The sequence below is a fragment of the Streptomyces qaidamensis genome (genome assembly GCF_001611795.1).
Taxonomy (GTDB): domain Bacteria; phylum Actinomycetota; class Actinomycetes; order Streptomycetales; family Streptomycetaceae; genus Streptomyces; species Streptomyces qaidamensis.
In genome coordinates, this window is sequence record NZ_CP015098.1 from 4,122,335 (window position 1) to 4,135,366 (window position 13,032).

The 13,032-nt window shown below is 70.3% G+C and carries 12 protein-coding genes and 1 riboswitch; of the genes, 4 read left to right on the forward strand and 8 right to left on the reverse strand.

Annotated elements, in window-relative coordinates:
* The first annotated feature begins 4 nt into the window (after window positions 1–4).
* The gene (locus tag A4E84_RS18020) at window positions 5–574 is read left to right on the forward strand and encodes a hypothetical protein (RefSeq protein ID WP_062927573.1); all 570 of its coding nucleotides are present in this window, start codon (window positions 5–7) and stop codon (window positions 572–574) included.
* Between the two features lie 9 nt (window positions 575–583).
* Here A4E84_RS18020 and A4E84_RS18025 read toward each other — a convergent pair whose 3' ends face one another.
* From A4E84_RS18025 to thrC, 6 genes are all read right to left on the reverse strand, one after another.
* On the reverse strand, window positions 584–2,140 hold the full coding sequence (locus A4E84_RS18025; protein ID WP_062927574.1) for a carboxylesterase/lipase family protein: 1,557 nt from the start codon (window positions 2,138–2,140) through the stop codon (window positions 584–586).
* A gap of 88 nt (window positions 2,141–2,228) precedes the next feature.
* Entirely contained in the window at window positions 2,229–3,353 is a 1,125-nt protein-coding gene (locus A4E84_RS18030; protein WP_062927575.1) for an NADH:flavin oxidoreductase, read from the reverse strand.
* A gap of 179 nt (window positions 3,354–3,532) precedes the next feature.
* Complete coding sequence (groL, locus tag A4E84_RS18035) at window positions 3,533–5,155, reverse strand: chaperonin GroEL (RefSeq protein ID WP_062927576.1); 1,623 nt, start codon at window positions 5,153–5,155, stop codon at window positions 3,533–3,535.
* 331 nt (window positions 5,156–5,486) lie between these two features.
* Window positions 5,487–5,690 (reverse strand): cold-shock protein, encoded by a 204-nt coding sequence (locus tag A4E84_RS18040; RefSeq protein WP_010035953.1) that lies wholly within the window; start codon window positions 5,688–5,690, stop codon window positions 5,487–5,489.
* Window positions 5,691–6,136: 446 nt separating this feature from the next.
* On the reverse strand, window positions 6,137–6,412 hold the full coding sequence (locus tag A4E84_RS18045) for a MoaD/ThiS family protein (protein WP_062927577.1): 276 nt from the start codon (window positions 6,410–6,412) through the stop codon (window positions 6,137–6,139).
* A gap of 89 nt (window positions 6,413–6,501) precedes the next feature.
* Window positions 6,502–7,788 (reverse strand): threonine synthase, encoded by a 1,287-nt coding sequence (gene thrC, locus A4E84_RS18050; RefSeq protein ID WP_062927578.1) that lies wholly within the window; start codon window positions 7,786–7,788, stop codon window positions 6,502–6,504.
* Window positions 7,789–7,806: 18 nt separating this feature from the next.
* Window positions 7,807–7,963: riboswitch (SAM riboswitch) on the reverse strand.
* Between the two features lie 155 nt (window positions 7,964–8,118).
* On the opposite strand from thrC, the gene A4E84_RS18055 reads away from it, so the two are divergent.
* From A4E84_RS18055 to otsB, 3 genes are all read left to right on the forward strand, one after another.
* Window positions 8,119–9,063, forward strand: a complete 945-nt coding sequence (locus A4E84_RS18055; protein ID WP_062927579.1) for a glucosyl-3-phosphoglycerate synthase — start codon at window positions 8,119–8,121, stop codon at window positions 9,061–9,063.
* 73 nt (window positions 9,064–9,136) lie between these two features.
* On the forward strand, window positions 9,137–10,525 hold the full coding sequence (locus A4E84_RS18060; protein ID WP_107308343.1) for an alpha,alpha-trehalose-phosphate synthase (UDP-forming): 1,389 nt from the start codon (window positions 9,137–9,139) through the stop codon (window positions 10,523–10,525).
* 6 nt (window positions 10,526–10,531) lie between these two features.
* Complete coding sequence (gene otsB / locus A4E84_RS18065; RefSeq protein WP_062927581.1) at window positions 10,532–11,359, forward strand: trehalose-phosphatase; 828 nt, start codon at window positions 10,532–10,534, stop codon at window positions 11,357–11,359.
* A gap of 84 nt (window positions 11,360–11,443) precedes the next feature.
* On the opposite strand, the gene A4E84_RS18070 is transcribed toward otsB, so the two are convergent.
* Window positions 11,444–11,689 carry a DUF3263 domain-containing protein gene (locus A4E84_RS18070; protein ID WP_062927582.1) on the reverse strand — a complete coding sequence of 82 codons (246 nt, stop codon included), beginning with the start codon at window positions 11,687–11,689 and terminating at the stop codon, window positions 11,444–11,446.
* A 35-nt stretch (window positions 11,690–11,724) separates the two neighbouring features.
* Window positions 11,725–12,978, reverse strand: coding sequence for an ABC transporter substrate-binding protein (locus A4E84_RS18075; RefSeq protein ID WP_062927583.1), 1,254 nt, complete (start codon window positions 12,976–12,978; stop codon window positions 11,725–11,727).
* Window positions 12,979–13,032 lie beyond the last annotated feature (54 nt).

Here is a 13,032-nt window from a genome sequence, read left to right on the forward strand (position 1 = left end):
ACCCATGAACCACGCCCAGCTCACCGCCCTAGGCCGCGCCCTCCGACTCCTCGGCGAGCACGGGGAGGCCCTCACGGCCGACACCCCGGACGCCAAGCTGCACGAGGTCAAGGCCGATCTGAAGCGTGCGCTGGACCTGCTGGAGGAGAGCGTCTCGAACGCCGCGCCCACCACCCGCTGCCCCGAGCACCCGAACGGCCCGGTCGACGAGGCCGCCCCCGACCTGTGCCTGCTGTGCGAGACGCGGCGCCGGGCCGCCCGCAGGGCCGAGTTCAACGGGCCCGCTCCCCAGTACCAGCCCGTCGAACCCGCGCCGTCCCGCTACGGCGTGCGCGGCGACCGCCCCCAGCCCCAGCAGCGCTGGCTGGCGGAGCTGTGGAACGGCCAGAACTGGCAGCTGTGCGGCACCCCGCGCCGGGACCGGCGGGAGGCGGAGCTGTTCATCAACGCCCAGCGCAAGGCTCCCCGGGCCGCCATGGCGTACCGGCTGGTGCACGAGTTCACCGACTACGAGGTGCTGCGGGTGTGGGGGACGCCGGTGAAGGTGGACATCGAGCCGATGGGCAACCTCTGACCGGCCGGGCTACAGCAGCGGAAGCGGCAGGAACTCGTACCCCTCCCACAGCCGCCGCGACCGCTCCTCCGGGTACGCCCTCACCTCCGGCTCCGCGTCCAGCACCTGTACCAGCCGCTGCTCGTCGTCGTAGGCCGGCCAGCCCGGGTCGCCCGTCCTCGCGAAGGACGTCCAGGACGCGCGGAAGCGGGACGACAGCGCGAGGGCCTCGGCGGACGGCTCCGCGCCCGCGAACAGCAGCAGCCCCAGGTCCGCGCCGTACGTGCCGAACAGCAACGGGATGTCCAGACCGTGGCAGGCACCGAGCGCGCCGCCGTTGCCCGGGGCCGGCCAGGTCAGTTCGTAGACGTGGGCGCGGCCTCCGCCCGCGCGCTGGGCCTCGGCCAGGTGCAGGGTGGGCATGTTGAACAGCCAGTCCGTCTGGACGCGTTCGTAGAGTTCGCTCGGGGAGGCCTCGGGGAAGGCGGCGCGGTACGCCTGTTCGCCGTCGGGCCCGGGGGCGAACAGGCGCAGGGCGGAGGCCGCCCTCTCGTCGGTGATCCGGCCCAGTCGGCCCGCCATCGCGATGAACAGGCGGTACTCGTCGCGGTTGTGGCCGACGAGGAGGTCGACGTCCTTCGCCGATCCGGACCGCAGCGCCTGCCACGGCATGGTCGGCAGGACCTCGCCGTCGACCACCGGGGAGAAGGGCGTGACCGTGGGCGCCGCCTGGCCCCAGCGGTCGACGCGCTGGAGCATCTTGGCGCTGAGCGTCTCGCCCGCCGAGGTCAGCCGGTGCGGAGCGATCGTCGAGAGGTCGGCGACCGTGGGGCGCAGGCCCAGCTCGGCGGCGAGGGCGGTGCCGACGTCCCGGGCCAGGGCGTCGGAGAAGAACGTCCCGGGCACGCTCTGGACGATCGCCCGCCGGAACAGTCCGGCCGTGTTCGGCATGGACAGCAGCGAGGCGATCGAACCCGCGCCCGCGGACTCACCGAAGACCGTGACCTGGCCGGGGTCGCCGCCGAAGGCCTCGACGTTGTCCCGCACCCATTCCAGGGCGGCCACTTGGTCGAGCAGGCCGCGGTTGGCGGGAGCGCCCTCGATCGTCGCGAAACCCTCCATGCCCAGGCGGTAGTTGAGGGACACGACCACCACGTCGCCCTCGGTGGCGATGCGCCGGGCGTCGTAGCCGGGGCTGCCGGAGTGGCCCAGCTTGTAGGCGCCGCCGTAGATCCACACCATCACCGGCCGCCGGGCGCCCGGGTCGGGTTCGGGCGTCCAGACGTTGACCGTGAGCCACTCGTCGCCCTCGGGCACGTCGAGCAGGCCCGGGCCGCCCAGGTTGCCGAGGTCCTGCGGGGGCGGCGGGCCGAAGGCGTGGGCGTCGCGTATGCCGTCCCAAGGACGGGCCGGGCGGGGGGCCATGAAGCGGGCCTCGCCCACCGGGGGTGCGGCGAACGGGATGCCGCGGAAGACCGCGAGTCCCTCTTCCCTTCGGCCCCGAACCGCACCGGCGGTCGTACGGACCACCGGTGCGGGCTCCTCCGAAGGGCCGCCCGCCGACGGGCGGGATTCGGTCGTCGTCATCTGGATCTCCTCGCGGATGCCGGTGAACAGGCGTCCGGCCAGTGTCCTTGACTGACGCAAGCAGATCCAGAGGCTCAGGTGACGGGTGTCAGCTGAGGGTCTTCAGCGACGCCGGGTTGTACGGAGCCAGGTCTTCCAGACGGCCGTCGAGCACCTTCCGGGCCCACTCGGGGTCCTGGAGCAGGGCGCGGCCGACGGCGACCATGTCGAACTCGTCGCGCTCGAAGCGGTCGAGGAGGTTGTCGAGGTCGCCGACCTCGGCGCTCTCGCCCTGGAAGGCCTTGATGAAGTCGCCGTTCAGGCCGACCGAGCCGACGGTGATGGTGGGCTTGCCGGTGAGCTTCTTGGTCCAGCCGGCCAGGTTGAGGTCGGAGTCCTCGAACTCGGGGACCCAGTAGCGGCGGGTGGAGGCGTGGAAGGCGTCGACACCGGCGGCGGCGAGCGGCGTCAGGATGGCCTCCAGCTCCTCCGGGGTCTCGGCGAGGCGGGCGTCGTAGGCCTCCTGCTTCCACTGGGAGTAGCGGAAGATGACGGGGAAGTCGGCGGAGACCGTCTCGCGGACGGCCGCGACGATCTCCTCCGAGAGCTTGGCGCGCGCGACCCGGTCGCCGCCGTAGGCGTCGGTGCGGCGGTTGGTGCCCTCCCACAGGAACTGGTCGAGCAGGTAGCCGTGGGCGCCGTGCAGCTCCACGCCGTCGAAGCCGATGCGCTCGGCGGCGGCAGCGGCCTCGGCGAACGCGCCGATGACGGCGTCGATGTCGGCCTGGGTCATGACCTTGCCGGTGGGCTCGTCGGCGCCGATGCGCAGACCGGAGGGGCCGACGGCGGGGGCATCGGCGAACGGGGGCTCGCCCTGGTTGCGCACCATGCCGATGTGCCAGAGCTGCGGCACGATAGTGCCGCCCCCGGCGTGCACCGCCTCGGCGACCTTCGCCCAGCCCGCGAGCTGCTCCTCGCCGTGGAACCGCGGCACGCGGTCGCTCTGCCCGGCCGACTCGTGGCCGACGTAGGTGCCCTCGGTGACGATCAGGCCCACTCCGGCGGCGGCACGGCGCCCGTAGTACGACACGACGTCCTCGCCGGGCACACCGCCCGGGGAGAACATGCGGGTCATCGGCGCCATCGCGATCCGGTTGGGAACGGTCAGGCCGCCCAGCGATACGGGCCGGGACAGGATTTCGGCGGCGCGGGAAGCGGAGGCGGCGACGGTCACGTGGGGGCTCCCTTGGAGGTACCGGATGGTATGTGCATACGCATAGGACACATGGTTCAACCACCCGGCGCGGCCCTGGCATCCCGGCCCCGCTGTGATCCCGGACACGCCCGAGGGCGGCACCCCCTGTCGGAACAGGAAGTACCGCCCTCGGCAAGGACGTTGATCGACCGGGTCGATCAGAAGTCCATGTCACCGCCCGGCATGCCGCCGCCGGCGGGCGCGGCGTTCTTCTCCGGCTTGTCGGCGATGACGGCCTCGGTGGTGAGGAACAGCGCGGCGATGGAGGCGGCGTTCTGCAGCGCGGAACGGGTCACCTTCGCCGGGTCGATGATGCCCTCGGCGATCATGTCGACGTACTCACCGGTCGCGGCGTTCAGGCCGTGGCCGACCTGGAGGTTGCGGACCTTCTCCACGACGACGCCGCCCTCGAGACCACCGTTGACGGCGATCTGCTTCAGCGGGGCCTCCAGGGCGAGCTTCACGGCGTTGGCGCCGGTCGCCTCGTCACCGTCGAGCTCCAGCTTCTCGAAGACCTGGGAGGCCTGCAGCAGGGCCACGCCACCACCGGCGACGATGCCCTCCTCGACGGCCGCCTTGGCGTTGCGCACGGCGTCCTCGATGCGGTGCTTGCGCTCCTTGAGCTCCACCTCGGTGGCGGCACCGGCCTTGATGACGGCCACGCCGCCGGCGAGCTTCGCCAGGCGCTCCTGGAGCTTCTCGCGGTCGTAGTCCGAGTCGCTGTTCTCGATCTCGGCGCGGATCTGGTTGACCCGGCCCTGGACCTGCTCGGCGGAGCCGGCACCGTCGACGATGGTGGTCTCGTCCTTGGTGATGACGACCTTGCGGGCCTTGCCCAGGAGGTCGACCGTGGCGTTCTCCAGCTTGAGGCCGACCTCCTCGGAGATCACCTCGCCGCCGGTGAGGATGCCGATGTCCTGCAGCATCGCCTTGCGGCGGTCGCCGAAGCCCGGGGCCTTGACGGCGACGGACTTGAAGGTGCCGCGGATCTTGTTGACGACCAGGGTCGACAGGGCCTCGCCCTCGACGTCCTCGGCGATGATCAGCAGCGGCTTGCCCGACTGCATGACCTTCTCCAGGAGCGGGAGCAGGTCCTTGACGTTCGAGATCTTGGAGTTCGCGATCAGGATGTACGGGTCGTCGAGGACGGCCTCCATACGCTCCATGTCGGTCGCGAAGTACGCCGAGATGTAGCCCTTGTCGAAGCGCATACCCTCGGTGAGCTCCAGCTCCAGACCGAAGGTCTGGGACTCCTCGACGGTGATGACGCCTTCCTTGCCGACCTTGTCCATGGCCTCGGCGATGAGCTCGCCGATCTGGGTGTCGGCGGCGGAGATGGAGGCCGTGGAGGCGATCTGCTCCTTGGTCTCGACGTCCTTCGCCTGCTCCAGCAGGGCGGCGGAGACGGCCTCGACGGCCTTCTCGATACCGCGCTTGAGAGCCATCGGGTTGGCGCCGGCGGCTACGTTGCGCAGGCCCTCCTTGACCAGGGCCTGGGCGAGAACGGTCGCGGTGGTCGTACCGTCACCGGCGACGTCGTCCGTCTTCTTGGCGACTTCCTTGACCAGCTCGGCGCCGATCTTCTCGTACGGGTCCTCGAGCTCGATCTCCTTGGCGATGGAGACACCATCGTTGGTGATCGTGGGCGCGCCCCACTTCTTCTCGAGGACGACGTTGCGGCCCTTGGGGCCGAGCGTCACCTTGACGGCGTCCGCGAGCTGGTTCATGCCGCGCTCGAGGCCGCGCCGCGCCTCCTCGTCGAACGCGATGATCTTGGCCATGTGAAGTGGTCCCTCCAGGACTGGGGGTGATTACTTCGGACCGCGCCCGCGCCCGCGACGGACGGCCCCGACCGGCTGGTTCCTTGCCCCATCCGGTCCTGGGCCTCACCGACCCGGTCCTTACGTTGTCACTCTCACCTTCAGAGTGCTAACGCAATGATTAGCACTCGACCCCTGCGAGTGCAAGCGCCCGCAGGGGATCGGGCAGGGACGTCAGCCGCCCGCGAACACCGGCCGGCGGGCCCTGCGGGCACGCGGAAGGGCCCGCACCCCGGGGGGTACGGGCCCTTCTGAGAAGACCGGTCGCTTGAGCGTTGGTCGTGGTGCGCGTTCAGGCAGAGACGCGAACCATGTCGGCCTGCGGTCCCTTCTGGCCCTGCGAGATCTCGAACTCGACCCGCTGGCCCTCTTCAAGGGTGCGGTAGCCGTCCATCTGAATCGCGCTGTAGTGGACGAAAACATCCGCACCACCGTCGACCGCGATGAAGCCGTACCCCTTCTCCGCGTTGAACCACTTGACGGTGCCCTGAGCCATGCCTAACTCCCCTATTACTGGCCCTTGCACAGATCCACACTTCGCGGACCCGGGTCAGACCTCACCCCCCACGGTTGGGGGCGTGCGCCGGAACGCGTCGACCGCGGCTGAATGTATCTGTCCAACTGCCGTCTGCAACAGGTCAATCGGACGAGAATTCTGGACGCGCAGGGTCCGGAATGTGGGGAGAACTCGCCCGAATTCAGGGCAAATCGGGCTACACAAAAGGAACAAAAGGCGCGAAAGACGTGCACACTTTGGCTACATCTTGTCGGGCTCGCGGCAGGAATTCAGGGTTCCGATCAGAGGATCGATACCGCGTTCCCCAACTGTACCCCGCTCAACCACACAGAATTGCCCCCTCCGCTTCTCTCACGGAGGGGGCAATTCGGTGAACTCTCGGTAATTGTCGTTACCGAAGGTAACAATCGGGCCGGTCGACCGGTTCAGCCGCCGGCGACGGCGGGAATGATCGACACACCGGCACCGTCCGGCGTCGCCGTCTCCAGGCCCTGCTCGAACCGCACGTCGTCGTCGTTCACGTAGACGTTGACGAACCGGCGCAACTTGCCCTGGTCGTCGAGCACCCGGGCGGCGATCCCGGTGTGGTTCTTCTCCAGATCGGCGATGACCTCGCCGAGGTTCGCCCCGTCGGCGGCGACCTCGGCCTGCCCGCCGGTGTAGGTGCGCAGGATGGTGGGGATGCGAACGGTGACGCTCATGACTTCAAAACCTCCGGTTGGGTATCGCGCTCAGAGGCGCGGGGAACTGCGCGACCAGCCCCCCACGGCCCCGCAGCGAACAACGACGCTCAGACGAGCCCGGCCTCACGGAACGATTCGAGGTTGGGGCGAATGGTCGCCGTCAGACCCGTGCCCGCCACTGCGTCCAGCGTCTTGAGACCGTCCCCGGTGTTGAGCACCACCGTCGTCTTCGACGGATCCAGCAGCCCGCTCTCGATCAGCTTCTTGGTGACACCCACCGTCACCCCACCGGCGGTCTCCGCGAAGATCCCCTCGGTGCGAGCAAGGATCTTGATCGCGTCGACGACCTGCTCGTCGTTCACGTCCTCCACCGCACCGCCGGTCCGCCGCGCGATGTCCAGCACGTAGGGCCCGTCCGCCGGGTTGCCGATGGCGAGCGACTTGGCGATGGTGTTCGGCTTCTGCGGCCGAACGACGTCATGCCCGGCCTTGTAGGCGACGGACACCGGCGAGCAGCCCTCGGCCTGCGCGCCGAAGATCTTGTACGGCTTGTCCTCCACCAGACCGAGCTTGATCAGCTCCTGAAGGCCCTTGTCGATCTTCGTCAGCTGCGAGCCGGAGGCGATCGGCACGACCAGCTGGTCCGGCAGCTGCCAGCCGAGCTGCTCGCAGATCTCGTACGCGAGGGTCTTGGAGCCCTCCGCGTAGTACGGCCGGAGGTTGACGTTGACGAAGCCCCAGCCCTCACCGGCCGGGTCGCCGATCAGCTCGGAGCAGAAGCGGTTCACGTCGTCGTAGTTGCCCTCGATGCCGACGAGCTCGCCGCCGTAGACCGCGGCCATGACGACCTTGCCCTGCTCCAGGTCGTGCGGGATGAACACGCAGGAGCGGAAGCCGGCGCGGGCCGCGGCGGCACCCACCGCACCGGCGAGGTTGCCGGTGGAGGAGCAGGAGAGCGTGGTGAAGCCGAAGGCGCGGGCGGCCTCCAGGGCCTGGGCGACGACGCGGTCCTTGAAGGAGTGCGTCGGGTTGCCGGAGTCGTCCTTGACGAACAGCTTGCCGGCGTCGACGCCCAGCTCGCGCGCGAGGTTGTCGGCCTTGACGAGCTTGGTCCAGCCGGGGTTGATGTTCGGCTTGTCCGCGACGTCGGCCGGGACCGGCAGCAGTGGGGCGTAGCGCCAGATGTTCGCGGGGCCCGCTTCGATCTGCTTGCGGAGCTCCTCGGTGTCGTAGGCCGAGAAGTCGTAGGCGATCTCCAGCGGCCCGAAACACTCCTCGCACGCGAAGACCGGTCCGAGGGGTACACGGTGACCGCACTCGCGGCAGCTCAGGGCAGCGGCGGGACCGAGGTCTACGGTGGAGTCAGTGGTGCTTGCAACAGTCTGCACAGCCATGTGAGGCGAGGCCCTTTCTCCTCATCTTCCTCACGACGCATCTCGCCGTGAGACGGATTTGGCACCTTCCCGAGCCGGGAGCCTCGCGCATGTGGTCGACAGTGACCTACGAGTACCGACTGGAGGGTTGCCGGGGCTTCATCGGGCCGTTTCCCTCTGCCCCTCTGGATGAGCTGTATGTGGTTGTAGGCGGCGGGTGACCCCGGACATGCGATGGTCATCCGCCTTGTTCAAGACTGTAACCGACGACCAGGACAGTTGAGATAGTCGTCCGAACCGCGAGATGGATCACAGTCCGTCCCGCCTGGAGAACGCAGAGGAGCCGCCACGGTGCTGGAAGAAGTCGAGCGCTGGCTGAGCACCCGTTCCTGGTCCGCGACCGATCGCCCGCTCCACCAGATCCTGGCCGCCAAGCAGCGCACGGGCCAGACGGTCAGTGTCGTGCTGCCCGCCCTCAACGAGGAGGCGACGGTCGGCGACATCGTCGCCGTCATCCGCCACGACCTGATGCGGCAGGTCCCGCTCGTCGACGAGCTGGTCGTCGTCGACTCCGGCTCGACCGACCGTACGTCCGAGGTGGCCGCCGCCGCGGGCGCGCGGGTGGTGCACCGGGACGACATACTCCCGCGCTTGCCCGCCGTGCCCGGCAAGGGCGAGGTGCTGTGGCGCTCGATGCTCGTCACCCGCGGGGACATCGTCTGTTTCGTCGACGCGGACCTCAGGGACTTCTCGTCGGACTTCGTCTCCGGGATCGTCGGCCCGCTGCTCACGGACCCGGACGTGGACCTGGTGAAGGCCATGTACGACCGGCCGCTGTCCGGTGCCGCCGGGCAGGGCGGCCGGGTCACCGAGCTGATGGCGCGCCCGCTGCTCAACATGCACTGGCCGCAGCTGGCCGGCTTCGTGCAGCCGCTCGGCGGCGAGTACGCGGCCCGCCGCTCGCTGCTGGAGCAGCTGCCGTTCCCCGTCGGCTACGGCGTGGAGCTGGGGATGCTCGTCGACGCCCTGCACCTGGCGGGCCTGGACGCCCTCGCCCAGGTGGACGTCGGGGTGCGCAAGCACCGGCACCAGGACGGTCAGGCGCTCGGCCGGATGGCCGCCGCGATCTACCGCACGGCCCAGCTGCGGCTGGCCCGCGGGCATCTGATCCGGCCTTCCCTCACCCAGTTCGAGCGGGGGGAGGACGGCTTCGAGCCGCGCACGTACTCCGTGGACACCGAGGAGCGTCCGCCGATGGTGGACATCGCCGAGTACCAGGCGCGGAGAGCGGCCTGACCGGGGCCGTTTTCGGCCGGGTACGACAGATCCGCACGTTTGAGCGTTTCCGGGCCGGGCTAGGTTGAGGCTTATGGCTTCAACGTACGGTGCTGCGCAGGTGCTGGTGGCCTCCAACCGGGGTCCGGTCTCCTACACGGTGGGTGAGGACGGTTCGCTGGACGCCAAACGGGGCGGCGGCGGGCTGGTCTCCGGGCTCTCCGCGATCGGCTCGGACGCGGACGCGCTGTGGGTGTGCTCGGCGCTGTCCGACGGCGACCGGGAGGCGGTCCGGCGCGGGATCGGCGAGGACGGCGTGCGGATGCTGGACATCCCGGCCGACGTGCACGCCGACGCGTACAACGGCATCGCCAACTCGGTCCTGTGGTTCGTGCACCACATGCTCTACCAGACGCCCCTGGAGCCGGTCTTCGACGCGGAGTTCCGGCGGCAGTGGGCGTCCTACGAGGCGTACAACCGGGCGTTCGCCGAGGCGCTGGCCGAGGAGGCGGCGCAGGGCGCGGCGGCGGTGGTGCAGGACTACCACCTGACGCTCGTGCCGGGCATGCTCCGCGAGCTGCGGCCCGACCTGCGCATCGGACACTTCTCGCACACGCCGTGGGCACCGCCCGAGTACTTCCGGATGCTGCCGGACGACGTGGCCGGGCAGGTGCTGCGCGGCATGCTCGGCGCGGACCGGCTGGGCTTCCTCACCGAGCGCTGGGCGGAGGCGTTCACCGAGTGCGCCGAGCGGTTCGCGGGCGGGCTCGGCGGCACCCGGGTCGGGGTGCACGGCCTGGGCGCCGACGCGGACTTCCTGCGCAAGCGGGCGCACGAGCCGGACGTCGAGGAGCGGATGGCCGCGCTGCGGCAGGAGATCGGCGACGGCCGCCGCACCATCGTCCGCGTCGACCGCACCGAGCTGTCCAAGAACATCGTGCGCGGCCTGCTGGCCTACCGCCGGCTCCTGGAGACCCACGCCGAGTGGCGCGAGCGGGTGGTGCACGTCGCCTTCGCGTACCCCTCGCGGCAGGACCTCGCGGTGTACCGGGACTACACGGCCGAGGTGCAGCGGGTCGCCGACGAGATCAACGCCGAGTACGGCACGCCCGGGTGGACCCCGGTCCTCCTCAACCTCAAGGACGACTTCGCCCGCTCGCTGGCCGCCTACCGGCTGGCCGACGTGGCCCTCGTCAACCCCATCCGCGACGGCATGAACCTCGTCGCCAAGGAGGTTCCCGTCGTCTCCGACGCGGGCTGCGCGCTGGTGCTGTCGCGGGAGGCCGGGGCGCACGAGGAGCTGGGCGAGGACGCGATCACGGTGAACCCCTACGACGTGACGGGCACGGCCGCGGCCCTGCACGAGGCGCTGTCGATGCGCCCGGAGGAACGGGCCGAGCGCAGCAAGCGCCTGGCAGCGGCGGCGACGGCACTGCCGCCGGCCCAGTGGTTCGTGGACCAGCTCGACGCGCTGAGGGGCTGAGCGGCGATGAGCGCGAACGCGTTGCCCGTGCCTGTCACGAAGGCCGGCGAGGACGGGCTCGCCGCCCTGCTCGCCGATCCCGGCAAGGCGCTGGTCGCACTGGACTTCGACGGGACGCTCGCGCCGATCGTCGCCGATCCGGAGCTGGCCCGGGCCCATCCGGAGGCGCTGGGCGCACTGGTGGCGCTCGCCCCGAAGGTCGCCGCCATCGCGGTGATCACCGGCCGGCCGGCCGAGGTCGCCGTACGCAACGGTGGCTTCGCGGACGCACCGGGTCTTGAACACCTGGTCGTCCTCGGGCACTACGGCGCCGAGCGGTGGGACGCCCGCAGCGGCGAGGTCACCGCCCCCGATCCGCACCCCGGCGTCGACGCCGTCCGCGCCGAGCTGCCCGGGCTGCTCGAAGGGAGCGGGACCTGGGTCGAGGACAAGGGCCGGGCGGTGGCCGTGCACACCCGCCGGGCCGCCGACCCGCAGGCCGCCTTCGAGGCCCTGCGCGAGCCCCTCACCGGCCTGGCGACCCGGCACGGCCTGATCGTCGAGCCCGGCCGCATGGTCCTCGAACTGCGCCCGCCCGGCATGGACAAGGGCGTCGCGCTCGCCGGCTTCGCCCGCGAGATCGGCGCCGGATCCGTCCTCTACGGCGGCGACGACCTGGGCGACCTGCCCGCGTACTCCGCCGTCGACACCCTCCGCACCTCCGGCACGCCGGGCCTGCTGGTGTGCAGCGGCAGCGACGAGGTGACCGAGCTCAGGGAGCGGGCGGACGTGGTGGTGGACGGCCCGGAGGGTGTGGTGGGGCTGCTGCGGGCGCTTGCTGATTTCATCGGCTGAAGGGCACGTACTCAGGGGCGCGGGGAACTGCGCGATCAACCACGACGCACCCGCGCCCCGCGACGACCGGACGCCCCGCGTTCCTCAGCGCTCCGCCCGCCGCGTCTCCCGTATCCGCCGCAGCCGGTTCACCGTCACGGGGTCATGAGCCAAGGCCCGTGGATCATCCAACAGCGCATTGAGAAGCTGGTAGTAGCGCACAGGGGCGAGCCCCAGCTCCTCACGTATGGCCCGTTCCTTCGCACCGGGTCCGGGAAAACCCCGGCGTTCGAGCGCGAGGATGTCCCGTTCCCTGCGCCCGAGCCCCTGCTCACCCGTGTCCTCGTCCATGCCCGGCACCGTAACGCCTGCCACCGACAGCGGAGCTACTCCGCACTCTCCGCCCGGCCCGCCGCCGCCTGAAGGTGGCCGAGGACGCCCGAGGGGCTGCCGCCGGGCGCGACGGCCTTGCCGATCTGCTGCTTGACCTGGGCGCTGACGTCGGCCCAGGAGGTCTTGCCGACCGGGTAGAGCTCGGAGGCCAGCAGCTCCTCCAGGAACGGCCTGAGGTGCCGGTCCTCGTCGGAGGCGGCCATGGTGCCGGACGCGGAGGAGGTGACCGGCAGCAAGTCGTACTCGCGGGAGAAGGCCAGCACGTTCTTCTCGCTGTAGACGAAGTCGAGGAAGTCGCCGACCTGGTCGCGGTGGCCGTTCTCGCGGAAGGCCGTCATCCAGTCGGCCACACCGAGCGTGGACTTGCTCGGGCCGCCCTTGCCCGGCATGGGCACCATGCCGTACTTCACGCCCTTGCTCTCGGCGATCTTCATCAGCGAGGGGTGGCCGTTGAGCATGCCGACCTGGCCCTTGGCGAAGGCGGCGAACGCGGCGGCCCGGTTCAGCTCGCCCGGCGCGACCGGCCCGGTCAGGTCCTTGCCGACCAGGTCGTTCTTCAGCCAGGAGAAGGTGTCGATGTTCTCCGGGGAGTCGATGCCGTAGCTGTCGACGCTGTCGGTGTAGCCGCCCCCGCCGCTGAGCATCCACTGCATGGTCTCGGCCTGTGCCTCCTCCGGACCGAGCGGCAGCGCGTACGGGTACTTCACGCCCTCGGCCTTGAGCGCCTCGGCGTCCTCGGCCAGGTCGTCCCAGGACTCGGGCGGGGTGATGCCGGCCTTGGCGAAGAGGGTCTTGTTGTAGAAGAGGACGCGCGTGGAGGCGGCGAACGGCATCCCGTACTGCACGCCCTTCACCCGGCCCGCGGAGGCCAGCTGCCCGACGAAGTCGGCCTGCACGGGTATGGAGAGCAGGTCGTCGGCCTTGTAGAGCTGGTTCTTGGCCGCGTAGTCGGCGTAGGCGCCGATCTGCGCCATGTCCGGCGGGTCACCGGCGGCGACCATCTCCCTGACCTTGCGGTCGACGTCGTTCCAGGAGTAGACGCTGACGTCGATCTTGACGTCGGGGTGGTCGGCCTCGTACTCCTCGACGAGCTTGTCCCAGTACTTCTTCGAGCTGTTGGCCGCGCTGTCGCCGTAGTCGGCGGCGACGAGCTTGAGCGTCACGTCCGCCGAGCCGCCCGTGATGCCGCAGCCGCCGAGCACCGCCGTCATGCCCAGTGCGGACACCGCCGCGATCGTTCCTGCCATTCGCCGCCGCTGCACCGCTGTTCTTCCCCAACCCTGGCGTCGCCGCCTCTGAAA